Raw genomic sequence first — 20,951 nt, 5'->3', positions numbered from 1 at the left:
AAATTCTCTTTGTTCCGCCACTTCGGGAGGCATTCTTGCCTCCCGAAGTACGTCAGCGTGAAGCTTTCCGGTATTGCGACAAAGTGGAGGTTTCTGTCGCACAAGGTTCAAAACCTGAGCCATCGGTGGTTCGGCGATCCGCAGTAATTGCCGTATCGTCATTTCCGACCACGAATGACAAAATTCTCGAAACTGCAAGGAGTAGGTTCGTCCTGGCTACTCGCCACAGCGTGGCCCAACCGAAAAGCCTCGACGGCGGCGCCACAAGATTTGCAACCTGGAGGAACATGCGGGATACTTGCACATCCCTTGCTGCCGTTCGGTGTGCCAATGTCATGTAGCGGTTGATCGTGCGCGCGGCGAGGGGGCGAGGGGCATCCACCTTCGGGTGCCACAGATCATTGCCCGTCGACATGTTCCAGGCAGGATCGATGATCGTATCGGCGGCTCTGAAGAAACGCAGTGCGAGAGTATGATCGGTACCGTCAGAGAGCGCCGCGTCGAGCAGCAGCGACTGGGCAGCTGCGACCGACATGCCCTGTCCATAAACCGGATTGAAACTGCAGATGGCGTCGGCGAACGGAAGATAGCCCTTCGGAAATTCATTCATTGCAGCAAAATCACGGCGTCGGCTGCTGGGATATTTGAAGGTCATGAAGTCAGACATCGGCTCAGCCTGCTCGACCACTGCGGCGATGTCAGGTGTCGGCATCGTCCGTGCAAAGGCAAGGAAGCCTTCGTGGGTCATCGGTGGGTGATCGCCAAAATAGCCGCCGATGGAAATGGTCCAGCGATCCGGTCCGTGGCAGGCGATGACGCCAGTGCGCCAACTCGGCGGTCCACCGGCAACGACAATGGCGAGGCGACCACCAAGATCGACCGGATCGCGGCGATAGAGCCGTGTGACATAGCCGAGGCCGATTTCGATCTTCCTTTCGGGGATGGCGCCGTAGCCCCAACTGGCAAGATGCCGGTCAACCGGCGCGCCTCGGCCGCGTGCATCGATGACCAGATCGGCTTCCAGCAATTCCGACTGGCCATCATGATTGCGGATTGCAATGCCCTCAACGGTTTGTGTCGTATCATTATGAACGGGTTCCTCAGCCTTGCATCCATCTCGCAGATACACGCCGCGTAAGGTCAGCAAGCGCTGGCGCAGACCGTGTTCGACAAGCGGCCGCGGCGCGACAATGCCGGTCAGGCCCGTATGGACCGGTCGCAACGCATTGCGGTGCCCCAGCCAGCTCACCGCCTGGCCGAGATCGCCGATCATCGCGCCTTGCCGGGCAAGCTGATCGGTAAAGCCCGGAAACCAGTGCTCCATGACGTACCGGCCGCGCGCGAGCAGACCGTGGGTATGATAGCCCTGCGGCGCGCCCTTGCGGGGCAACGGTTCGGCGGGAACGAGGTCGCGTTCTATCACGGTCACCGACCTGAAGTGCTCGGCGGCGGCTCGCGCTGCGAGCAGGCCGCCGATGCCGCCGCCGAGGACGATCGCGTGATCGCGCCCGCTCATCGCACGCGCCTTTCGCCCGTCTCATATTCTTCGATGAGAGGCGGCTCGCTCACGCATTGCGCCGCGGCCTCCAGAAACGCAGTGGTGTGCGGACAGAGGAAATGCGCGTCGATCGCTGCCTCGCTGTCCCACTGCTCGACCGCGACGAAGCAACCGGCCCCGGTCACGCTTTCATACATATCGTAGGCGATACAGCCTGGTTCCCGGCGCGTCGCGGCGATGCAGGTCATGGCGGCTTCCAGGAACTTCTCGCGCATGTCGGGTCTGACCTGGGCGCGGGCGATGACAATCTTCATTGGCTTTTCCTTTCGCGAGACAGCCGGCACGGTCGCTCACGGCTTCAACTGAGCAGAAATTGTTCTCGGAGCAGCGACGACGAGGGAGGGAGCGAGAGCTTCGAGGCTGCGCTTCAGGTTTCTGGTGGCCGCTTCCGACTCGGCGAAGATGCGCCGGTTCAGCCAGACCGCATCCAGCAGGACGAACAGCAGATTGGGCCGCCCATAGCGGAACTCACGAACGAATTCGGCGCCGCCCGCCACTGGGCGCAAGCGATAGGTCACGGTTCCGCGCCCGCCATGTCCGGTCACGCCGCTGATCGACCAGCGCCAGGGCGCAATCCGTTCGGTGACGCGCCAGACGGCATGGCCCTTGATCCCGGCGACACGGAAGTCCTCGTCCACCTGGTCGCCGACCTGCCCGGAGCGCGCGACCTGCCCATCGACGCGCAGCGACGAGGGATGCCAGTGCGGCCAGTTTGCGGGCGTCGTCACATAGGCGAAGATAGTTTCGGGCGGTCGGGCGATCGTCGTCGAGGTCTGCACGCTGCTGTCCGGCAGCAGCGGGAGCGGAGCAAGCAGCAGCAATGCCAGTCCGAGCGCAACGGCGGTCGCCCGCCCGATCGGGTGCTGGCGCAAGTTCATTGCACCATCCCCGGATTTGGCCCCGAACATACCCCCGAACGCACCATGGCCGCTTCATCGGAGAGGCGTCCGCCGCCGGCGTGAACGTCGAAGCACAGGAGCATCGTTCCAATGCGCTTGCTGCGGTATCCGGCGAAGCCCACCGGAACATCTGCGCGCACGGGATTGGCCCAGGTTCCGAACAGCATGTCCCAGACAGGCAGGTCGCCATAGTTGCGGGCATGGACATCGCGTTCGTGGTGGAGGCAGTGCGCCTCGGGGCGCTGGACGATCAGGCCGATCCAGCGCGATGTCGCGACGTTCCAGTGCTGGAACAGAGCAAGAAGGAAGCCGATCAGCCCGGCAAGGGCCGCCGCCTCGACCGTCACACCGAGCAGCCAGGCAGCGAGCGTCGTCGCAGTCGCCTGCACGGCGACGTCGATGGGGTGGAACATCATGGCCGATGCGATGTCGACGCGCTGCACCGAATGGTGCAGTTGGTGGCCGAGGCGCCACAGGGCGTCGAAGCGATGCTGGATGCGGTGCGTCCAATAGGTGAAAAACGTCGTCAGGATCACCGCGGGAACCGCCGCCCACAGGCCGAGGGACTTGAGGTCGAACGGCGATGAGCGTGGAAGCAAGCCCAGCACTGTCGGCGCAACCATGACGTTGACCGCCAGCGTGACGACGAGTGCGGCCACGCCGATTAGCCGCCAGCGGCGGACGGCGGGAAAGCTCCCGCCCGAAGAGCCGATTGCTTCAGCGCCCATCGCAGCCAGGAAGAGAAACGGCAGCGAGAGATTGAAGAGGTCTGCGAGAGGCATTTCGATCGGCATGGCGAACTCCGCTTTGCCTGCAGTACGAAGCGTGGCCCGGTGACGGATGCAGCCCGATGGCCGCCATCCGTGCCCCGGTCTCGCGCGTTGGCTTAGAAGCCGTAGGTCAAGGTCGCCCGTAACGCCTGGTAGCGAAAGCGGTTGTCGCTGCGGGCGAAATCGGTGCCCTGTGCATTGCCTTGAATGAAAGCGTTGGTGGGCGGAGTGCTGGGACCGGAGCTGACCCGCAGGCGAAAGTCATCGTCCCTGAGATCAGTGTAGAGATATTCGACGCCCACCGAAATGGCCCGGCTGAGCTTGTGTTGGATGCCTCCACCGACGTTGTAGCCGGTGGCGGTGCTGTTGCCGTTGCCGGTGAAAACGTTGACCGTGTTGGTCGTGGCGAAGCTGTTTTCCACCCGCCCCCAGGAAAAGCCCCCGGTTCCGTAGACCAGCGTCCGGCCGAAAGCATAGCCGCCACGTGCCGCGAGCCGCCCGTTGTGCTTGAGTTCGCGGGTCAGGGTGTAGCTTGCCGGGGTGACGCTGAACGCGGAAACACTGTCGCGGATGTCGGCCTTGCCGAATTCGGCAAGCACGCCAATCACCACGTTCCCAATCTGCTTGTCGTAGCCTGCGCGCACGGCGAAATCGACGCCATCCTTGTCGTCGCGGCAGCCGCCCGCCGGAGCGTTGGTATTAGCCGCGCCGCCGCAAAATCCGGGCGCGAAGGCATTGGCGCCGGCTGCGGTCGTGATCGTGTCACCGAAGCGGCCATCGAGATTGCGATCGAACAGTATGCTCGATCCCGTGTCGCTGCCCTGAAGCGCCCCGCCGATCGACACACCCACATAGGGTCCGTCAAAGGGCAACTCGTCCGTCTGCGCCCATGCCGGCGATGCCGCCGTCGTCATGCCAGCCGCTGCGATTACCGCCATCGCCAGAATGTTTGAAATCTTCATATCGCAGCCTCCGCTGAACCCGCGGCAACATTGCCGCCTTGACTGCGAATTACGGTGGGCGAGCGGAGTTTGGATGCAGTCTAGCGCGTCACTCGCCGTGTGAAGTGGTCGATATCATTGAGAGCAGGCGCAGTCCCACGCAGTGGCTGCGCCAACGCGAGCAGTATCCCGGCGTGGCTCATGTCCGGGTAGAGATGCAGGTCCGCCTTCGCGCCGACGCGGTCCAGTTCGGCCTTGAGTCGCAAGCTGTTGCGCGGTCGCACACGGTTGTCATCCGCGCCGTGCAGCAAAAGCACGGGCAGGGCGTTCGGGTTTGCGAAGTGAACCGGCTGGGTCTCCTGAAGCCTGGGCCAGTGCGAAAACGCCGCGATACTGGCGGGATCGTCAAGCGGTAGAATGTCGAACGGTCCGGCAAGCGTGACGAGGCCACGGACGGCGGTTCGGTTACCGCCCAGCCAGCGCGGGTCGAGCGCCAGCATGGCGGCATTGTACGCGCCCGCCGAATGACCAGCCAAAACCACCCGGTCACCGTCGCCACCAAACTTTGCCGCGTTGGCCCGCGTCCACTGCAGCGCCAATGCACAATCACGCAAGAAATCGGGAAAGCGTACTTCGGGAACAAGACGATAGTCGGGAATGACCACGAGATAGCCGCGCGACGCGAGCGCTTGCCCGACGAAGGCGTAGTCTTGCCGTCGGCCACTGTCCCATGCGCCGCCGTAAAGAAATACGATCACCGGCAGGTTTTTATCGGGCCGCACCGGGCGATAGATGTCGAGGCGCTGGCGTGGAAGCGGCCCATAGGCGAGATCGGTCTGGACGCGGCCGGCGGTGTCGTCCTTCGGGACCAGCAAGTTGAACGCAGTGAGCGGTTTCCATGCCGCGATACTGGCCGCGCCCGCCAGAAGGCCGAGCGCGCCCAGAAACAAGCGTCTGCGCTTCATTCCGGCTTCGCGCCCAGATAGCGGCGCAAGCCCGCTTCGCCCCGCCGCATTACCACGTCGTGGTTCCAGGCGAAGACGAGGGCGAGCAGCGGCGCAAATCGGCGCATCCAGGGCTTGGCTGCGTCCACATGCCAATCATAGCGCGCCACGGTCCGTCCCTCCGCCCCTCCATTCGAATGGCCCAGCGTCCAAATGCCGGTGCCTTCCAATTCGCCGGTCGCGCGGCCTGCGATGCGCCGCATGGGTTCCATGGCGGCAACGGTCATGTCGAACGACAGATCGTAGGGCAGCGCCGTAGCCCAGGTGAAGCGGTTCACCGCGCCGATGCCGTCCTGATCGCCGGGCGCAAGCGCTTCGACCCGCCTGACCGACGGCCACCAGCGGGGCCAGTCCTCTACCGCGCAGAGCGCATTCCACACCCGATCGAGCGGCGCATCGATCCGCCATTCACTGACGAGCTGGAATTGTCTCTGCTTCACCTGTCCGTCCCTGAAATATGCGGAGTCCATGCGAGCGATACGCTCGCAATAGCCGCACTGGATGCATGGCCACGAAAATTTTTCACACGGGACTTCGGCGGCGTGCATCCGAACGGCCGTGCCGGACCGTATCGGCAGGGATGGCATATCTGTTCCGGGGGAAAAGCGAATGCGCGGGTTGATGCAGAACTGGCCGATGACGCTGGACCGGATACTGGTCCATGCCGCATCTGCGAGCGGCTCGCGCCGGATCGCTACACAGCGGCCGGATGGCTCGATCACAGCAAGCGACTATGCCTCATTGCAGAAGCAGGCGAGGGCGTTCAGCGCGGCGCTTGCGGGCCATGGGATCGGCCTTGGGGACAGGGTGGGCACCCTGCTGTGGAACGATCTGCCGCATATGACGGCATGGTATGGCGCGATGGGGATCGGCGCCGTGGTCCACACGCTCAATCCGCGCTTCGACGCGGCCCGGCTCGCTTGGCTGATCAATCATGCGGGTGACAGGCTGCTGGTGATCGATGCGCAGTTCGCGGACACACTCCGGCAGGTTGCCGACCGCCTGCCGACCGTGGAACATATCGTCATCGCCAATGGCGGGGGCGCGGCATTGCCGATCGGGTCGATAGCGGCCTCGTCGCTGGAAGATTTTCTTGGCGCCGGAGGCCCCGCTACCGCCGCGTGGGGCGGCTTCGACGAAGAGACGGCCGCGGGACTGTGCTATACCTCGGGCACGACGGGCGATCCCAAAGGGGTGCTTTACAGCCACCGCTCCAACTTCCTCCATGCGCTTTGCTCGAACCAGCCCAATGGCTTTGCTATCGCCGCCACCGATGTCGTCCTGCCGATCGTGCCGATGTTCCACGCCAATGCCTGGGGCTGGAGCTTCATCGCGCCGATGGCGGGGGCCGGACTGGTGCTGCCCGGGCCCAGGCTCGATGGCGCATCGCTGCAACGGTTGATCGAGATCGAGGACGTGACTTTCGCCGCCGCGGTCCCGACGGTCTGGCAGGATCTGCTGCGCCACGTGCACGAATCCGGCGCGTCGCTTGGCCGCCTTGCCCGCGTGCTGGTGGGGGGCGCGGCGGTGCCGCCCGAAATGGTTCGCGCCTTCCGGGACGATCTCGGCATCGAGGTCATGCACGGCTGGGGAATGACCGAGCTTTCGCCTCTCGGCGCGATTTCAAGTGTGATGCCCGACGAGGCGACTCTGAATGGAGAGCAGATCGTCGCCCGCAAGGCGCGACAAGGCCGGACCCTCTTTCCAGTCGAGGGTCGGATTGTGGGAGCCGATGGCAAAGACTGTCCGCATGACGATGCAAGCCCCGGCTCGTTGCAGGTGCGCGGGCCGGCTGTCGTCCGCCGCTATTATGGCGCGCAGGAGGATGCCGTCGCTCTTGATGGCTGGTTCGATACCGGCGACATCGCGGTGATTGACGGCCACGGCTTCATCAAGCTGGTCGATCGCGCCAAGGATGTGGTCAAATCGGGCGGGGAATGGATCTCGTCGGTCGAGCTCGAGAACCATGCCATGGGTTGTGTAGGAGTCCGGCGCGCGGCCGTCATCGCCGTTCCCGACGCGCGCTGGGGCGAACGCCCCTTGCTGATCGTCGAGTGCGATGAAGGCGAAACGCCTTCGGACCAGGTCATCCGCGAGTATCTACGGCCGTTGGTGCCCAGATACTGGCTGCCAGAGCGGATCGTCTTCGCTGCCATACCGCTTGGCCCCACAGGCAAGATCGACAAGCTTGTGCTGCGCCGGCTCTTCGCCCAACCATTGCCGGTCGAGGCGGCTACCGCTTGAACGATGACGGGGGAGGGCATTGGCCCGGATGCCAGAAAACGCTATGGCCATGGTTTCAGGCATGCAGGATATAGAGCAGCTTCTGAGTGCCGTCGCCACGGGCGACATGGCCGCTTTCCGTGCGCTCTACGACCTTGCCGCCGGGCGTCTGCTGGCCATCGCGATGAAGATTCTCCGCGATCGGGAAGCGGCGGAGGATGCCGTCCAGGAGGCATTCCTGCGCATCTGGCGCAAGGCCGGCAGCTACGATGCCGCGCGGGGCAGCCCGCTCGCCTGGATGAGCATCATCGCACGCAATGCGGCGCTCGATCACATCCGCCGCCGCTGCCCGGCCGAGGAAATCGAAGCCATAGACGTGATCGATCTCGCCGTGCAGCCGGTCGAGCCGCCTGATGCAAGATTGGGGCAATGTCTTGGCCGACTTCCCGCCGATCAGGCCAGAGCCATCGTCACCATGTACACTTATGGCCTCAGCCATGCGGAATTGGCCGAGCAACTTGTCGCACCGCTGGGCACGGTCAAGAGCTGGGTGCGCCGCGGAACGCAAAGTCTGAAGGAGTGCATGGAATCATGACCCGCGACGAGCTGGCCCGGCAAGAACTGGTCCACGCGTTCGTGATGGGCGCGCTTTCTCCGCTGGAGCGCGAGACCGTGGCGAGGGACCGCCTGTCCGACCCCGTGCTCGACGACGAGATCCGCGCAGCGGAGGAGAGTCTGGCCCCGATGACCGGGCTGACTGGAACGCTGGCTCCGCCTGCAGGCCTCTTCGATCGTATCGTCGGCGCGATCGCGAAGGAAAGCAGGGCGCTTGCCGGCAAGACCGCTATCGCATGCGAAGAGGGCGAATGGCAGCCGTTCCTCGCGGGTATCGAGATCAAGAGGTTGTGGAATCCGGGAACCGTGATGCTGCGCTGCCAGCCCGGTGCGGTCCTGCCAGCGCACCCCCATGCGCAGACCGAGCACATCGTGGTCATATCCGGCGACTTCGTCGTTGGCGGGCGAACGTTCCGCACCGGAGACTGGCATAGCTCTCCTGCCGGCAACGATCACGGCGAAGCCCGGACGGAGGACGGCTGCATCCTGTTGATCCAGTACGCGGCGGCCTGACTGGCGAGACCTGCGGCAAAAATTTGACGGCGGCGTGCATCCGAAAGGCGCTGCTCCTGCGTAGCCTGTCATGGGTAGTGGAACGGCCTGCCGCCCTTGCACATCGGGAGGATAGCCTGTGCTCACCGTACATCATCTGCGTATCTCGCAGTCCGAGCGGATCGTCTGGCTCTGCGAGGAACTCGGCCTCGACTACGAGTTGAAGCTCTACGAGCGCAGGAAGGACAACTTCCTCGCTCCCGACGACTACAAGGTCCTCCATCCGGCGGGAACGGCCCCGATCGTTACCGATGGCGCGGTCGTCCTGGCGGAGAGCGGCGCGATCATCGACTATATCGTGACCCGCCATGGCGGCGGGCGGCTGGTTCCCGTTGCCGACAGCCCCGATTTTCCCGGGCATCTGTTCTGGTTCCATTTTGCGAACGGCGGCTTCATGCCGACGACCATGCAACATTGGGGCGCCACGCGCGGCGGTGTCGCAGTGCCTCCCTTCGTGACAGACAGGCGCCGCCGTATGTGGGACATGGCCGAACAGCGTCTTGGCGAGGCGAACTATTTCGGCGGCGGCGATCTGACGACGGCGGACATCATGATGGGCTTTCCGCTGATCACGATGCGCAGCCTGACGGGGGAAACGGTTGCCGAGCATCCCAACATTTGCGCCTGGCTTCGGCGCATAGGCGAACGTCCCGCCTTTCGGCGGGCCATGGCCAAGGCCGAACCGGGCATGCCGCCCAACCTGCAATAGAGGGGTATCCGCTGGTATCGGCTGCATCCGATTTCCTGCCTCGCCCGGTAATTCCATCCGAACAGGTGGAATTACCGCGATGGCTCACGAAAATTTGGCCCTACCCTATGTCCTCGGCGCCCTTTCTCCCATCGAAAGGGACGCTATTACACGCGCGCGCCTCTACGATCGCTCACTCGAACATGCGATCGCGAGCTTCGAGCGCCACATGGTGGCGCATCTGCAACTCGGCGATCGGGCCGTTCCGCCGACTGACTTGTGGCGCAACATCGTCTCGGCGCTGGCCGAGGAACGGGCGGCGCTAGCAGGCAGGCGGATCGAAACCTTCCCTGATGGCCAGTGGCAGGCCATCGCGCCAGGCACCGAGGCAAAGCAGATGGCCGAAGATGCCTGGCTGCTGCGATGCGACCCCGGAGTAGCTGTCTCCTCTCGCCCGCTCGGAATGGATGAGCATCTCCTGATCGTCGCAGGCGATCTCTGTCTGAGCGGGCGTTGCTTCTCCACCGGAGACTACCTCTTCAGCCCCGCCGAGGATTCCGCTGCTGATGAATTGCACTCGATCAGCGGTTGCATTCTTCTCGTCCTGCGCGCCGCATCACAAAATATTCCGTCGTCGATGCATCCGCCAGACGGCCCCGCTTCGTAATTGAAGCGTCGGACAAGCGAAATGCTTTGGAAATGAATTCCACGATCGGAACGCTGTTCGAAAGACAATTTTCTGGAGATTTCACGATGAAAAAGTTCAATCATGTGCTCACTGCCCTTGCCGTTTCTGTCGCTGCCATGGGCGCGACGGCCGCCTTTGTTCCCGCCATTGCCGCGGGAATGGCGGCGGGCAATCCGATGGTCGGCGGTGCGCCGATGTATTCGACCAAGAACATCGTCGAGAATGCCGTGAATTCGAAGGATCATACCACGCTGGTCGCGGCGGTGAAGGCGGCCGGCCTGGTCGGCACCCTGTCGAGCCCCGGACCCTTCACGGTATTCGCCCCGGTCAACGCCGCTTTCGCGAAGCTGCCCGCCGGCACGGTGGACACCCTGCTGCGTCCGGAGAACAAGGGCCAGCTCACCAGTGTCCTGACCTACCATGTCGTTCCCGGCAAGTTCTCCGCCATGCAGCTTCGCCAGCGCGTCCAGGCCGGCAAGGGCCGCGCCGTGCTCCGCACCGCGCAGGGCGAGAATCTCACCGTCACACAGATGGGCCGCCGCCTGGTGGTGACCGATGCTCATGGTGGTCATTCGATGATCAGCATTGCCGACGTCAACCAGAGCAACGGCGTCATCCATGTCGTCGATACCGTGCTGATGCCCTGACAGCGCGGAAGGCAGGACGCCTCGTTTGCCCCCCTCCGGGGCGTCCTGCCGGTAGCTGGAGGCCAACATGACCCTGCATCCGCTGATTGTCCGATTGACCCATTGGACGAATGCCGCAGCAATGACCGTGATGGTGATGAGCGGGTGGGAGATCCACAACGCGCATCCCATCGCGTCTTTCCCGTTTCCCTCGGCGATAACCCTCGGCGGAGGCCTGATCGGGGCGTTGCAATGGCATTTCGCGGCAATGTGGGTGCTCGCGGCTAACGGCCTCATCTACGTAACCTATGGACTTGTTAGTGGCCGCTTCCGCCGCAAACTGACTCCCATATCGCCCCGCGATGCGATCCGTGACGCGCTCTCCGCTTTGCGAGGGCGGCTCGGGCATGAAGATCTATCGGTCTACAATGGCGTCCAGCGCCTACTCTACGCCGGGGTGATCGTGCTCGGCATTCTGATCGTGCTGAGCGGCCTAGCCATCTGGAAGCCTGTTCAGCTGGGTTGGCTGACCGCCCTCATGGGCGATTTCGACAATGCTCGCATCATCCATTTCGCCGCGATGGCCGGCATCGTCCTGTTCGCGGCCGTCCACGTGCCGATGGCCCTGCTTGTGCCGCGCAGCCTGCTCGCGATGATCCGAGGGAGATGAAGCATGTCTGATCCCGATACTCCCTATATTCTGCGGGAGGCGGCCAAACGGCTCGATCTTCCCACCCGCCGCCTATTCCTGCGCAATGCCCTGGGCCTGGGCACGCTTGGCCTGCTTGGCGGATGCAAGGTCATCGACGGGCTCAGCGCCGAGCAGATGCTGTCGGGCATGAACGATTTCAACGATCGCGCGCAGGCCTGGCTTTTCAACCCCTCCGCTCTCGCGCGCGAATATCCGGAAAGCGCCATCACCCGGCCGTTCCCGTTCAACAGTTTCTACACACCCAACTCGCCCGATCTCGCCCCGGTGATCGAAGCCGCCGGATGGGTACTCAATGTCACCGGCCAGGTCGAACGCACCGCCGACTGGACGCTGCCGCAGCTCTACGCGCTGCCGCAGTTCACCCAGATCACACGCCACATCTGCATCGAGGGCTGGAGCGCGATCGGCAAGTGGGGCGGCGTGAGGCTGTCGCATTTCCTGAAGGTGGTCGGCGCGGACACCCGCGCAAAATACGTCACATTCCGTTGCGACGACGAATATGTGACCTCCATCGACATGGCGACCGCGCTCCATCCGCAGACCCAGCTCTGCCTATGGATGGACGGCCGGATACTGGAGCGCCGTCACGGCTTTCCCTTGAAGCTGCGTGTGCCGACCAAGCTTGGCTTCAAGAATGCCAAGCATGTCGGCGAAATCGAAGTCGGCAACGACTATACCGGCGGCTATTGGGAAACCTACGGCTACAACTGGTACAGCGGGCTTTAGCCATGCGCAGTTACCTGCCGATCTGCGCCATACATTCCAGAAATACTCGAGCGACGCCTTCGCTCATCTCGATGAAGGGCGGATCTATCGTCGTGCCCGCCATCGCAGAGAACGAATAATCCGGCGCTGCGCGCCCTACGAAATTGTGAGGAGTGAACGCCCATGGACACCGCCGCCCCCCTATTCCGCAAGAGCAAGGATCTGCTCGAACATTCCGTGCTCGGCATAGGACATCGCTATCTCGCCCGCGCCAGCGAAACCGGCGGCGCGTTCATGACCTTTGAGATCGAAGTGCCGCCGGGCGCCAGTGTGCCGATGCACAGCCATGAAGTGGACGCGGAAAGCTTCCAGATCCTCGAAGGCGAGCTCGTATTCACGACGCCGGATGAACGTAAGGTCGCTGGTCCCGGGGAGTTCGCGGCATTTCCGACCGGATGCATCCACGGTTTCGCCAATGAAAGCGGCAAGCCCGCCCGTGCCCTGATCGTGCAAGCGCCGGGCATCGAAGCGGAAAAGTTCTTCTTCGCCATGGCGGAGCAGGCCGAAACCGACCCTGCGGCCGCCATGGCTACGGTCATGGCGATCGCGCCCCTGCACGGCATCCAGCCCTATCGGCCTGAGTGACAGGGAATACGACCAATAAACACCCGCAGGCGCACCCAGCCCGGATGTTCTCTGAAAAGCAGGGGCAGCATCACTAGCGATCTGCCCGAGTTCGAAAAATTCCCGGAAAGGAAATTCCAATGATCGACAATTCAGACTTTGTCCGCTCGCTCTATGAGGCGTTCGGCAGGGGCGACGTGCAAACCATCCTCGACAATGTCGATCCTGCGATAGAGTGGGTCTCCAACGGGAATCACGAAACGATCCCGTGGGGAGGCAAGCGCGACGGCGAGGCCGGCGTGGCCTCCTTCTTCCAGGCGCTCGGGGATAACCTGGATTTTGAAATGTTCGAGCAGCACCAGTTCTGCGATGCGGGCAACGTCGTAACCGTCCTTGGACGGAGCCGCGCGCAGTTCAAGACCGGTGGCAGGGGTATTTTCGACAGCGACTGGGCGCACATTTTCACGATCGAAGGCGGCCAGCTCACGCGCTTCCAAGAGTTTTATGACACTGCGGCGATCGAGCAGGCGCGCTCGGTTTGATGTGGTCTGAAGCGGACGAATAGTCTGCCCCCATCATCTCTTCTTCCTGTTGAAAGCAATATCATGGAAATGGATTTTTCGCGTCCGTCGCGTAGCGGCGGGGCCAACCCCGTGCATGGCCTTCTCGTGACCGAAGGCAGAACCTACACCAACTGGGGCGGGCATCGCAGCACCGTGCCCGCGGTCTATGCTGAACCGCTGAGCTACGAGGATGTCCAGTCCATCGTTCGCGACGTCACGCGCTTCCCGACGCCAGTCAGCCCGGTAGGCTCGATGGCCTCCGTCACCGACACAATCGTCAATGACGGAGGTAGTTTGGTTTGCCTGCGCAAGCTCGACGATATTCTGGGGCTTGAAACCGATGCGACGGGCCGCGCCGTTGTCCGCGTCCAAGCGGGATGCCGACTGAAGAAGCTCAATATGTGGCTACAGGCCCGCGGTGTCGAAATCCCGTTCCAAGCCGAAATCGGCGAAGCATCCGTTGGATCGGTCGCGGTCGGCGATACCAAGGAATCCTCGCTCAATGGGCCGGGCTATTTTTCCGCCCATGTCGTCGGCATCACCTATGTCGACGAGAAAGGTGACTTGCGCATCATTTCCGATCACGCGGACGGCAGAGCCTTTCAAGAGTTCAAATGCTCTTTCGGGCTTTCCGGGATCGTCGTCGAATGCTTGGTTGAGGTGCGGCCCGCGACCCTGTGCCGGACCGATGTCTCATTCGGTGCTTATGAGACGCCTCAGGATCTCGTTTCGGGGTTGCTCGAAAAGCGCCTTCAGTGCGGTGCACTGCTCGCCATCATTTTTCTCGACAAGCTCGCTGGCTTTTATGAGCAGCGCCATATGGTGGGTCCCGGTTCAACGACGCCTACGGCATCTCAGCCGGAGTGCGAGGCGTTCCGTTTGGCCAAGCGGCTCGCGATCCAATATGGCTTCGATGGCGTGGAGGTGCCGCAGCCCCAAGGGCTGGTCCATTCGCGGGCAGATTTCGTCAACGAATACTGGCGGCCGACTGCCGACGAAAAGCGGCTCGATTTCCAGTATTACGAACATGATCTCGCGCAGCTTGAACGGGTCGTGGCCGAGAGCCACGCATTCACTCTGGCCTTTCAGGCAGAGACGGGTTTCGCTCCAGGCGGCTGGGCAACCTATTTCGTCACAAGGCCAGGGGTAAATCGCAAGCCCTTCGGACTCTATTCAGACGGGCCGGGAGTGTCGTTCTCGTTCGACCCCTTCTGCTCGAATCCGGCAGACCCGTCATGGCACGAGTTTTCCCGCCGCTACAATCAACTCGCCATCCATCAACTCGGCGGACGAGCATCGCCGATCCAGACGCAATGGCTGCAAAAGGGCGATCTTTTCATTCCGCACAAGCTGGCGCGTTCTCGCTTCACGACGCCGTATTTCGCCCAATTTCTGGGTTGAGTTCATCTATCTCAACGAGATTGAAGCTGGAGGAGCTTTGAAAGTTACCTTCCGAACGCCCGCTGCCCTTCAACCAATGGCTCAGGTCTGACGAGCGGGGCGCCATCAGCAGCGAGATATTCGGTGAAAAGCAGGCAGCCGCCATGGGTTTCCATGTGCTGATGAACGCTGCCCGCCGGCACGCGAACATAGTCTCCTGTGCCGAATCTGCGGCCTCCAATATCGAGGTCGCCGGCGATGACGAGGATGTGCTCGTCGAGATCAGGTGGCTGATCGTGGCGTTCTTCAACAGCCCCTGGGTTGCAGCGGATAAGGATCGCGCTCTCGGACCATAGCGGCTTGAATTCGATCCGCGGCCCATGCACCCGCCAGTCTCCGTCGCTGCACTCCTGCGCGTGCTTGCCCGCCAGCGCAGCTTGTTCGCGGCTCATCGCCGCCTCAATGCGGGACCAGCTTTCCGAGGAAAGCCGTGAGGCCGTCGGTGCCGGCGCCTCACCAGCTTCGAGCCCGGCGAAAAGCTGCTCGGCCAAGCTAATGTGCTCGTCGAGTTCGCTGTTGTAGAGACGCTCGCGTGCAATCTCGTCACGCTCGCCTGGCGAGAGCGATCCCATTGCATAGGCCGTCGCGCGATCTTCAATCGACATGTCCAGAACTCGTGTTGTCATAGTGTGATATACGGCCCTAATGCCCGGAACGGACGCATGTTCCTCGCTGATCCGGGATCTGCCATTCAGCTTTCCATGCAATGTTTGAGAGATTGCGTGCCCCGGCGTATCCAGCTCTTGACCGTGCCCAGCGGCAGGTCGAGCTGCTGCGACAATTCCGAATGGCTGAGGCCGTAGTTGTACATGGTGACGATCGCTCGCGCCTGGTCCCGCGGCAACAGATCGAGGCATTTGCCCAGTTTGGGATCTGGCGGTTCCACCACGTCGGTTGCAAGGCTGGCCATGGTGCCTTCGTCCAGTTCTTCGGTGGGCTGGCGACGCCGCCCCATATCGAGCGCCGCGTTGCGCGCAATGATCCCGATCCAGGTCTTCGCCGATCCCAGTGCGGCATCGAAGCGTCCCGCCGTTCGCCAGAGCTTGACGAAGGCTTCCTGCACTGCATCTTCGGCGGCCTGGGTGTCGCGCAGGATCCGCAGCGCGATGGCGTAGACCCAGTCGGCATGAGCTTCGTAGAGTTGGCGCAGTGCCCGCTCATCGCCCTCCGCCATATCCCGCAGCAGTGTCTCTGAGCTCCGGAGTTTGGTGATCATCATGGTCCCGTCGCAAGATGCTCCGCGCTCGAGCGCGTGCCTGCGTTACGCGGGCAACTGCCAAATCAGATGCAGTCAGAGCGGCGAAATATGAAAAAATAAACTTTGCTTGGCTCTGCATCCGGCCGGCGTATCGCGCCGGTAATTCCCCTTCGAAAGCCGTCGCGACGGTGTGACGGAAATCACGTGGCAAGCCGAAGGGGTGATTGATCCAATGAAAAGTCGAGCAAAATCCAGGTGGGGCACCAGCCTCTCCGTCGTCGTGCTTCTGGCGGCCACGCCCTTGTCGGCGGCATGGGCGGCTGACGCGCAGAGTACGGAATCCACGGCCAACGACGCTATGGAACCGTCTTCCACGCCGCAGGAGGTGCCCGCTCAGGAGATCCAGCCCCAAGTTGCACCGCCGTCATCCGACGACGGTTCGCGCGAACGTGGCCTTTTGTCCAATGGCGGACGCCTGCTTCTCACCGGCGGCGTTTCGACCATCGAGGGCGCGGGTGGTGGCGGTCTTGTGCCCTGGGCCCTGATCGGCGGTTACGGCACGCGCAACGAGCTCGGCGCGAGCGCCTTCTTCACCGGCGTCGATACCCGCGACTTCACGCTCGCCTCCTATGGCGGCGCTATCAATTTCCGAAATCGCGTGGAGCTTTCGATCGCCCATCAGAATTTCAACCTACGCGAGGTCGGCAACGCGCTGGCGCTCGGCAATCGCTATACCATCAGCCAGACGATCCTGGGCGCGAAGGTCCGCCTGTTCGGCGATGCCGTTCTCGAGCAGGACAGCCTCATTCCGCAGGTTGCGGTTGGCGTCCAATACAAGATCAACGACGACAAGACCGTCGTCGGCGGCGCGCTGGGCCTGGATCGTGAGGATTTCGATTTCTACGCTTCGGCGACCAAGATCATCCTGTCCAAGAGCCTCTTGCTCAACGCCACGGTCCGGCTGACCCGGGCAAACCAGTATGGCATTCTCGGTTTCGGCGGGCTCGGCGGCAAGGACCGCGACTACAAGCCGCAGTTCGAAGGCTCGGCCGCTTATCTCATCAGTCGCAAGCTGGCCGTTGGCGGTGAATTCCGCACCAAGTCGAACCGTCTTGAAGGCGCGCTGGGCGGCACATCCTTCCGCGAGGAAGACGCCTGGGATGCCTTCGTCGCCTACGCTCCGACGCGGAATATCTCAGTGACCTTGGCCTATGCGCGGCTCGGCCAGATCGCGCTGCGCCGCCAGGACGGCGCCTATGCCTCCCTTCAGGTCGGCTTCTGACCCACTCTTCCAAATCAAGGAATTCGATATGCGAAACTTCGTACTTCCGCTTGCCATGGCCCTTCTGGTCGCTTCAAACCCAGCCATGGCAGCAGTCGGCGAGCCGGCGGTGTCCGACCCTAGCATCCAGCCGCGCTCGCCGACTGTCCCCGTCATCACCGATGACGAACATCTGCTCGAGGCTTTCGGCGGACGGGAAGGCCTCGTGAAAATCATGGACGATGTCATGCCGCGCTGGGTGAAGAATCCGCGCACTCGCCCTTTCTTCGAACCGGCTGATCAGGAGCGCATCAAGGCTCTGCTCGTCGAGCAGTTCTGCGTGATCATGAAGGGGCCGTGCACCTATTCGGGCCGCACCATGGCCGAGGCCCATCGCGGCATGAATGTCAACGAGGGCGCGTTCTTCGCTCTCGTCGAAGAGCTGCAGAAAAGCATGAACGCGATGCATGTGCCCTTCGCCGCGCAGAACCGGCTGATCGCCGCACTCGCGCCGATGCACCGCGACATCATCGACAGGTAAGCGCCATGAACAAGACCATCCTTTCCGTCCTTCCGGTCGTAGCGCTCGCAGCGGCCGTCCTTGTGCCGGCAGCAAGGAGCGGCGCGCAGACCGCGCCGTCCGCCGCTGATGGCATGCGGCTCTATCAGGCGAAATGCGGCGGCTGCCACTCCATCGCCGCCAACAAGGTCGGGCCGGCACACAAGGGCGTGTTTGGCCGCAAGGCCGGCATGGCGCCCGGTTACAACTACTCGCCGGCCCTGCGGGCAGCGAACATCACCTGGAACGCGACAACAATCGACCAATGGCTGCAGGGGCCGCAGAAGATGGTGAAGGGCACCCGGATGTTCCTCTCGGTTCCCAACCCTGCCGAGCGCGCGGCGATAATCGCCTATCTGAGGTCGGATGCCGCCAAGTGACACGCTACGATCGTCTGTTCGGCCAGGCGATCGAGCGCCTGCACGCCGAAGGCCGCTACCGCGTCTTCATCGACATCCTGCGCAACAAGGGCATGTTCCCCAACGCGCGCTGCTTTGCCGGGCACAACGGGCCCAAGCCGATCACCGTGTGGTGCTCGAACGACTATCTCGCCATGGGCCAGCACCCCAAGGTCATCGCGGCGATGGAAGAGGCACTGCACGATGTCGGCGCCGGTTCGGGCGGCACGCGCAACATCGGCGGCAACACGCATTACCACGTCGATCTCGAAGCCGAGCTGGCGGACCTGCACGGCAAGGAAGGCGCGCTGCTGTTCACCTCGGGCTATGTCTCGAATGACGCCACACTTTCCACCCTCGCCAAGATCCTGCCCGGCTGCGTGATCTTCTCGGACGAGCTGAACCACGCCAGCATGATCGCCGGCATCCGCAATTCGGGCGCCGAGAAGCAGGTCTGGCGGCACAACGACGTCGCCCATCTCGAGGAACTGCTCGCCGCCGCCGATCCCGAGGTGCCCAAGCTGATCGCTTTCGAGAGCGTCTATTCGATGGACGGCGACGTCGCCCCGATCCACGCGATCTGCGATCTGGCCGACAAGTACAACGCGCTGACCTATATCGACGAAGTCCACGCGGTGGGCATGTACGGCCCGCGCGGCGGCGGCATTTCCGACCGTGACGAGGCGGCGCACCGCATCACCATCATCGAAGGCACGCTGGGCAAGGCCTTCGGCGTGATGGGCGGCTATATCGCGGCCGACAGCCGGATCATCGACGTGATCCGCTCCTATGCGCCGGGATTCATCTTCACCACGAGCCTGTCGCCGGTGCTGGTCGCCGGCGTGCTCGCCTCGGTCCGCCACCTCAAGGAAAGCTCGGTCGAGCGCGAGGGCCAGCAGGCTGCCGCCGCGATACTCAAGGCGATGTTCCGCGATGCCGGCCTGCCGGTCATGCCATCGACCACGCACATCGTCCCGCTGATGGTCGGCGACCCGGTCAAGGCCAAGCGGATCAGCGACATCCTGCTCGCCGAATACGGCGTCTACGTGCAGCCGATCAACTTCCCGACCGTGCCGCGCGGAACCGAACGCCTGCGCTTCACCCCCGGCCCCGCGCACAGCGAGGCGATGATGCGCGAACTCACCGCCGCGCTCGTCGAAATCTGGGAACGAACAGCCAAAAGGCTGGCAGCCTAATCCAGAAAGACGGCAGGCTGCGCGCCGAACACGCCTCAAGGTCTATTCTTCGCGCTTTACGAGCAGTTCGGATCAGCCTCGAAAGCCTGGATAGCAGAACGCGCCCGCGATGAGGCCGCAGTCCTTTTCACTGACACCTTCGGACCGGGCGATCTCATACCAGCGCTGACTGACACATTGCTCCATATCGCGGACGATGTTCTCCGCTTGTGCGGGCGACAGAAGGAATCTCAGGCTCTGTGAGCAAAGGTTCGCCGCCGTCGCGATGCGGCCGCCGTCACCGATCGTGAGGGCAAGATCACGCCGTTCCAGGCTGATCGGGGTGGTCGGCGTCAGATCATAGGCCGGTGACAGCCGCCAATCCCGATCGCGCGCGATGAGGGCGTGGTTGCGTGGATGATCGTCGGAGTTTGAGATCAGGGCATTATAGCACATTCGCCGGAACAGCTCCGATGCGTCGTCTTTCGGATCGGCCGATGCGCGCCTGAGCTCTTCGGCGAGAAGGACATAGGACCAGCGATCCCGGTCCCTGTGGCTGTCCTCCGTCCGGAGCAAGGTCAGGGCGCTCACCATGCGCGCGCGCCGGTATCCGTCTTCGCTCCTGTCGCGATCGAAGCGGCGCACCATCAGGACATCGCGGCCCCCGGCAACGACGACCTTGCTCTGTGCGGCATTGATCCCGCAGGCCGCCGCCAGCCTCAACATCGCATGCTCGACGCGCGCGCTGTTCCAGCGGTCGTCGGCGCGGTTGAATTTCGCGACCCACAGCGCATCCTGGTCTTCGACGACCGCTTTGGGGCGGGCACCACCCATCGATGTTCCGACGAGCAGCAGCTCCTGAATCTGTTCCGCCTCGGCATCGGCCGGCAGATCTTCGTCGGCCACGATTGCATCCGCGATGCGTTGCAGTTTTTCCAGAGCGATGGTCTGATTAAAGTTGCGTCTGGGGGCAGGGGGCTGCTGGTTGAGCCCGAACCCAAGTGCGCCCGCGCGGTCATCGGCTGAGTGAAGCAGATAATCGAGTTCACCGAGTTCGGCTTTGCCGGCATGCTTTTCGATGACACGGCGTCCCCAATAGTCGGGGCCAGCGTCGCGCAGCGCGCCAAAGACGCCCCGCAAGGCCGCCGTCTCATAGGTTTTTGTCGAGAGCTTGAGCTCGACCGGATCGAATTCCACCGCATCGGGGCGTGACAGATAGCTTCGTCCATAGACGAACCGGCCGATCGCATTGCCCGCCCGGTCGGTCTCTATCTGGAAGCGGCCGGCCGTGACGGGTTCGGTCGATCCGGGAAGCGTGATGTAGACGTAGCACTCTCCCCCGCCTGCCTCAGAAGTCATTGCTCAGGCCTTGGCTCGAACGCGCCCGCGAACGCTGCTTCGAACGCGAAAGGATCATGCCTTCCTGATCGCGCGATGGATCGGCGAGATGCTCGATGCCGCCCAGAAGATCGTAGCTCCATAGCAGCGCCGCATAGACCGCCATCGAGGTGGTCGCCTTGCCGCGCTCCGCATCCGCCACGGCGCGCCGACCGGAACCGATCTTCGCGGCAACCTCGTCTATCGTGAGGTTTCGGCGGAGCCGGGCCGTGCGCAAATCCTCACCGAGACGAGTAAGCGCCAGAAGCACCGCATGCGGCGGGGCCATAGAAAGGGCATTGCGGGCAGGCATGGTCGTTCAAGGGCTCCTAAAAGCCGATTTTCTACTTTCAAGGCAATACGGACGATCTCGCA

The 20,951-nt window shown here is 63.0% G+C and carries 26 protein-coding genes; 15 read left to right on the top strand and 11 right to left on the bottom strand.

Annotated elements, in window-relative coordinates; translation table 11 throughout:
- Positions 1 to 52: 52 nt before the first annotated feature.
- The 7 genes from EQG66_RS00345 to EQG66_RS00315 all read right to left on the bottom strand — a co-directional run bounded on the left by EQG66_RS00345 (position 53) and on the right by EQG66_RS00315 (position 5,612).
- Positions 53 to 1,516: an NAD(P)/FAD-dependent oxidoreductase gene (locus tag EQG66_RS00345; protein WP_129402570.1), complete on the bottom strand. Its 1,464-nt coding sequence runs from the start codon at positions 1,514 to 1,516 to the stop codon at positions 53 to 55.
- Positions 1,513 to 1,812, bottom strand: coding sequence for a putative quinol monooxygenase (locus EQG66_RS00340; RefSeq protein WP_129402569.1), 300 nt, complete (start codon positions 1,810 to 1,812; stop codon positions 1,513 to 1,515). Before EQG66_RS00340 ends, EQG66_RS00345 begins: the two co-directional genes overlap by 4 nt.
- A gap of 36 nt (positions 1,813 to 1,848) precedes the next feature.
- Entirely contained in the window at positions 1,849 to 2,436 is a 588-nt protein-coding gene (locus EQG66_RS00335) for an SRPBCC family protein (RefSeq protein WP_129402568.1), read from the bottom strand.
- Entirely contained in the window at positions 2,433 to 3,251 is an 819-nt protein-coding gene (locus EQG66_RS00330; RefSeq protein ID WP_129402567.1) for a sterol desaturase family protein, read from the bottom strand. Before EQG66_RS00330 ends, EQG66_RS00335 begins: the two co-directional genes overlap by 4 nt.
- A gap of 92 nt (positions 3,252 to 3,343) precedes the next feature.
- Positions 3,344 to 4,189, bottom strand: a complete 846-nt coding sequence (locus EQG66_RS00325; protein ID WP_129402566.1) for an outer membrane protein — start codon at positions 4,187 to 4,189, stop codon at positions 3,344 to 3,346.
- A gap of 80 nt (positions 4,190 to 4,269) precedes the next feature.
- A complete protein-coding gene (locus tag EQG66_RS00320) occupies positions 4,270 to 5,133 on the bottom strand; it encodes an alpha/beta hydrolase (RefSeq protein ID WP_129402565.1) in 864 nt (287 codons plus the stop codon).
- On the bottom strand, positions 5,130 to 5,612 hold the full coding sequence (locus EQG66_RS00315; protein WP_129402564.1) for an SRPBCC family protein: 483 nt from the start codon (positions 5,610 to 5,612) through the stop codon (positions 5,130 to 5,132). Before EQG66_RS00315 ends, EQG66_RS00320 begins: the two co-directional genes overlap by 4 nt.
- Before the next feature lie 169 nt (positions 5,613 to 5,781).
- Between EQG66_RS00315 and EQG66_RS00310 the strand changes: the two genes are divergently transcribed.
- From EQG66_RS00310 to EQG66_RS00260, 11 genes are all read left to right on the top strand, one after another.
- Positions 5,782 to 7,416, top strand: coding sequence for a long-chain-fatty-acid--CoA ligase (locus EQG66_RS00310; protein WP_129402563.1), 1,635 nt, complete (start codon positions 5,782 to 5,784; stop codon positions 7,414 to 7,416).
- A gap of 43 nt (positions 7,417 to 7,459) precedes the next feature.
- Positions 7,460 to 7,990 carry a sigma-70 family RNA polymerase sigma factor gene (locus tag EQG66_RS00305; protein ID WP_220428615.1) on the top strand — a complete coding sequence of 177 codons (531 nt, stop codon included), beginning with the start codon at positions 7,460 to 7,462 and terminating at the stop codon, positions 7,988 to 7,990.
- Positions 7,987 to 8,523, top strand: a complete 537-nt coding sequence (locus tag EQG66_RS00300; protein WP_129402562.1) for a cupin domain-containing protein — start codon at positions 7,987 to 7,989, stop codon at positions 8,521 to 8,523. The genes EQG66_RS00305 and EQG66_RS00300 overlap by 4 nt, the downstream gene beginning before the upstream one ends.
- A 118-nt stretch (positions 8,524 to 8,641) precedes the next feature.
- Positions 8,642 to 9,271 (top strand): glutathione S-transferase family protein, encoded by a 630-nt coding sequence (locus EQG66_RS00295; protein ID WP_129402561.1) that lies wholly within the window; start codon positions 8,642 to 8,644, stop codon positions 9,269 to 9,271.
- Between the two features lie 79 nt (positions 9,272 to 9,350).
- Positions 9,351 to 9,917, top strand: a complete 567-nt coding sequence (locus EQG66_RS00290) for a hypothetical protein (RefSeq protein WP_129402560.1) — start codon at positions 9,351 to 9,353, stop codon at positions 9,915 to 9,917.
- A 137-nt stretch (positions 9,918 to 10,054) separates the two neighbouring features.
- The gene (locus tag EQG66_RS00285) at positions 10,055 to 10,585 is read left to right on the top strand and encodes a fasciclin domain-containing protein (RefSeq protein ID WP_220428622.1); all 531 of its coding nucleotides are present in this window, start codon (positions 10,055 to 10,057) and stop codon (positions 10,583 to 10,585) included.
- 67 nt (positions 10,586 to 10,652) lie between these two features.
- Positions 10,653 to 11,234, top strand: a complete 582-nt coding sequence (locus tag EQG66_RS00280; RefSeq protein WP_129402559.1) for a cytochrome b/b6 domain-containing protein — start codon at positions 10,653 to 10,655, stop codon at positions 11,232 to 11,234.
- A gap of 3 nt (positions 11,235 to 11,237) precedes the next feature.
- Complete coding sequence (locus EQG66_RS00275) at positions 11,238 to 12,002, top strand: molybdopterin-dependent oxidoreductase (protein WP_129402558.1); 765 nt, start codon at positions 11,238 to 11,240, stop codon at positions 12,000 to 12,002.
- Positions 12,003 to 12,164: 162 nt separating this feature from the next.
- Positions 12,165 to 12,626, top strand: coding sequence for a cupin domain-containing protein (locus EQG66_RS00270; protein ID WP_129402557.1), 462 nt, complete (start codon positions 12,165 to 12,167; stop codon positions 12,624 to 12,626).
- Positions 12,627 to 12,745: 119 nt separating this feature from the next.
- A complete protein-coding gene (locus EQG66_RS00265; protein ID WP_129402556.1) occupies positions 12,746 to 13,147 on the top strand; it encodes a nuclear transport factor 2 family protein in 402 nt (133 codons plus the stop codon).
- Positions 13,148 to 13,210: 63 nt separating this feature from the next.
- Positions 13,211 to 14,569, top strand: a complete 1,359-nt coding sequence (locus tag EQG66_RS00260; RefSeq protein WP_129402555.1) for an FAD-binding oxidoreductase — start codon at positions 13,211 to 13,213, stop codon at positions 14,567 to 14,569.
- A 44-nt stretch (positions 14,570 to 14,613) separates the two neighbouring features.
- On the opposite strand, the gene EQG66_RS00255 is transcribed toward EQG66_RS00260, so the two are convergent.
- Positions 14,614 to 15,213: a cupin domain-containing protein gene (locus EQG66_RS00255; protein WP_164975548.1), complete on the bottom strand. Its 600-nt coding sequence runs from the start codon at positions 15,211 to 15,213 to the stop codon at positions 14,614 to 14,616.
- 86 nt (positions 15,214 to 15,299) lie between these two features.
- Entirely contained in the window at positions 15,300 to 15,827 is a 528-nt protein-coding gene (locus EQG66_RS00250) for an RNA polymerase sigma factor (protein WP_129402553.1), read from the bottom strand.
- Between the two features lie 169 nt (positions 15,828 to 15,996).
- Here EQG66_RS00250 and EQG66_RS00245 point away from each other — a divergent pair, with 169 nt between their 5' ends.
- From EQG66_RS00245 to hemA, 4 genes are read left to right on the top strand one after another with little or no spacing between them, the layout of a single operon-like run.
- Positions 15,997 to 17,088 carry a DUF3034 family protein gene (locus tag EQG66_RS00245; RefSeq protein ID WP_245987746.1) on the top strand — a complete coding sequence of 364 codons (1,092 nt, stop codon included), beginning with the start codon at positions 15,997 to 15,999 and terminating at the stop codon, positions 17,086 to 17,088.
- A gap of 55 nt (positions 17,089 to 17,143) precedes the next feature.
- The gene (locus tag EQG66_RS00240; protein ID WP_220428614.1) at positions 17,144 to 17,608 is read left to right on the top strand and encodes a group I truncated hemoglobin; all 465 of its coding nucleotides are present in this window, start codon (positions 17,144 to 17,146) and stop codon (positions 17,606 to 17,608) included.
- Positions 17,609 to 17,613: 5 nt separating this feature from the next.
- The gene (locus tag EQG66_RS00235) at positions 17,614 to 18,006 is read left to right on the top strand and encodes a c-type cytochrome (RefSeq protein ID WP_129402552.1); all 393 of its coding nucleotides are present in this window, start codon (positions 17,614 to 17,616) and stop codon (positions 18,004 to 18,006) included.
- Entirely contained in the window at positions 18,003 to 19,220 is a 1,218-nt protein-coding gene (hemA, locus tag EQG66_RS00230; protein ID WP_129402551.1) for a 5-aminolevulinate synthase, read from the top strand. The genes EQG66_RS00235 and hemA overlap by 4 nt, the downstream gene beginning before the upstream one ends.
- A gap of 72 nt (positions 19,221 to 19,292) precedes the next feature.
- Here the strand turns inward: hemA and EQG66_RS00225 are convergent, their stop codons facing one another.
- Positions 19,293 to 20,558 carry a type II toxin-antitoxin system HipA family toxin gene (locus EQG66_RS00225; RefSeq protein WP_164975547.1) on the bottom strand — a complete coding sequence of 422 codons (1,266 nt, stop codon included), beginning with the start codon at positions 20,556 to 20,558 and terminating at the stop codon, positions 19,293 to 19,295.
- Positions 20,548 to 20,865, bottom strand: coding sequence for a helix-turn-helix domain-containing protein (locus EQG66_RS00220; RefSeq protein ID WP_220428613.1), 318 nt, complete (start codon positions 20,863 to 20,865; stop codon positions 20,548 to 20,550). Before EQG66_RS00220 ends, EQG66_RS00225 begins: the two co-directional genes overlap by 11 nt.
- Positions 20,866 to 20,951 lie beyond the last annotated feature (86 nt).

The sequence above is a fragment of the Sphingobium fluviale genome, assembly GCF_004122115.1.
Taxonomy (GTDB): domain Bacteria; phylum Pseudomonadota; class Alphaproteobacteria; order Sphingomonadales; family Sphingomonadaceae; genus Sphingobium; species Sphingobium fluviale.
This window is presented reverse-complemented; position numbering and strand designations above follow the sequence as displayed.

Coding starts and splice junctions, on each gene's coding strand:
- EQG66_RS00340 (WP_129402569.1), bottom strand. CDS start 1,812: ATGAAGATTGTCATCGCCCGCGCCCAGGTCAGACCCGACATGCGCGAG.
- EQG66_RS00240 (WP_220428614.1), top strand. CDS start 17,144: ATGGCCCTTCTGGTCGCTTCAAACCCAGCCATGGCAGCAGTCGGCGAG.
- EQG66_RS00220 (WP_220428613.1), bottom strand. CDS start 20,865: ATGGCCCCGCCGCATGCGGTGCTTCTGGCGCTTACTCGTCTCGGTGAG.
- EQG66_RS00255 (WP_164975548.1), bottom strand. CDS start 15,213: ATGTCGATTGAAGATCGCGCGACGGCCTATGCAATGGGATCGCTCTCG.
- EQG66_RS00290 (WP_129402560.1), top strand. CDS start 9,351: ATGGCTCACGAAAATTTGGCCCTACCCTATGTCCTCGGCGCCCTTTCT.
- EQG66_RS00235 (WP_129402552.1), top strand. CDS start 17,614: ATGAACAAGACCATCCTTTCCGTCCTTCCGGTCGTAGCGCTCGCAGCG.
- EQG66_RS00275 (WP_129402558.1), top strand. CDS start 11,238: ATGTCTGATCCCGATACTCCCTATATTCTGCGGGAGGCGGCCAAACGG.
- EQG66_RS00330 (WP_129402567.1), bottom strand. CDS start 3,251: ATGCCGATCGAAATGCCTCTCGCAGACCTCTTCAATCTCTCGCTGCCG.
- EQG66_RS00345 (WP_129402570.1), bottom strand. CDS start 1,516: ATGAGCGGGCGCGATCACGCGATCGTCCTCGGCGGCGGCATCGGCGGC.
- EQG66_RS00250 (WP_129402553.1), bottom strand. CDS start 15,827: ATGATGATCACCAAACTCCGGAGCTCAGAGACACTGCTGCGGGATATG.
- EQG66_RS00265 (WP_129402556.1), top strand. CDS start 12,746: ATGATCGACAATTCAGACTTTGTCCGCTCGCTCTATGAGGCGTTCGGC.
- EQG66_RS00285 (WP_220428622.1), top strand. CDS start 10,055: ATGGGCGCGACGGCCGCCTTTGTTCCCGCCATTGCCGCGGGAATGGCG.
- EQG66_RS00335 (WP_129402568.1), bottom strand. CDS start 2,436: ATGAACTTGCGCCAGCACCCGATCGGGCGGGCGACCGCCGTTGCGCTC.
- EQG66_RS00325 (WP_129402566.1), bottom strand. CDS start 4,189: ATGAAGATTTCAAACATTCTGGCGATGGCGGTAATCGCAGCGGCTGGC.
- EQG66_RS00270 (WP_129402557.1), top strand. CDS start 12,165: ATGGACACCGCCGCCCCCCTATTCCGCAAGAGCAAGGATCTGCTCGAA.
- EQG66_RS00280 (WP_129402559.1), top strand. CDS start 10,653: ATGACCCTGCATCCGCTGATTGTCCGATTGACCCATTGGACGAATGCC.
- EQG66_RS00225 (WP_164975547.1), bottom strand. CDS start 20,558: ATGACTTCTGAGGCAGGCGGGGGAGAGTGCTACGTCTACATCACGCTT.
- EQG66_RS00300 (WP_129402562.1), top strand. CDS start 7,987: ATGACCCGCGACGAGCTGGCCCGGCAAGAACTGGTCCACGCGTTCGTG.
- EQG66_RS00310 (WP_129402563.1), top strand. CDS start 5,782: ATGCGCGGGTTGATGCAGAACTGGCCGATGACGCTGGACCGGATACTG.
- EQG66_RS00260 (WP_129402555.1), top strand. CDS start 13,211: ATGGAAATGGATTTTTCGCGTCCGTCGCGTAGCGGCGGGGCCAACCCC.
- EQG66_RS00320 (WP_129402565.1), bottom strand. CDS start 5,133: ATGAAGCGCAGACGCTTGTTTCTGGGCGCGCTCGGCCTTCTGGCGGGC.
- EQG66_RS00305 (WP_220428615.1), top strand. CDS start 7,460: ATGGCCATGGTTTCAGGCATGCAGGATATAGAGCAGCTTCTGAGTGCC.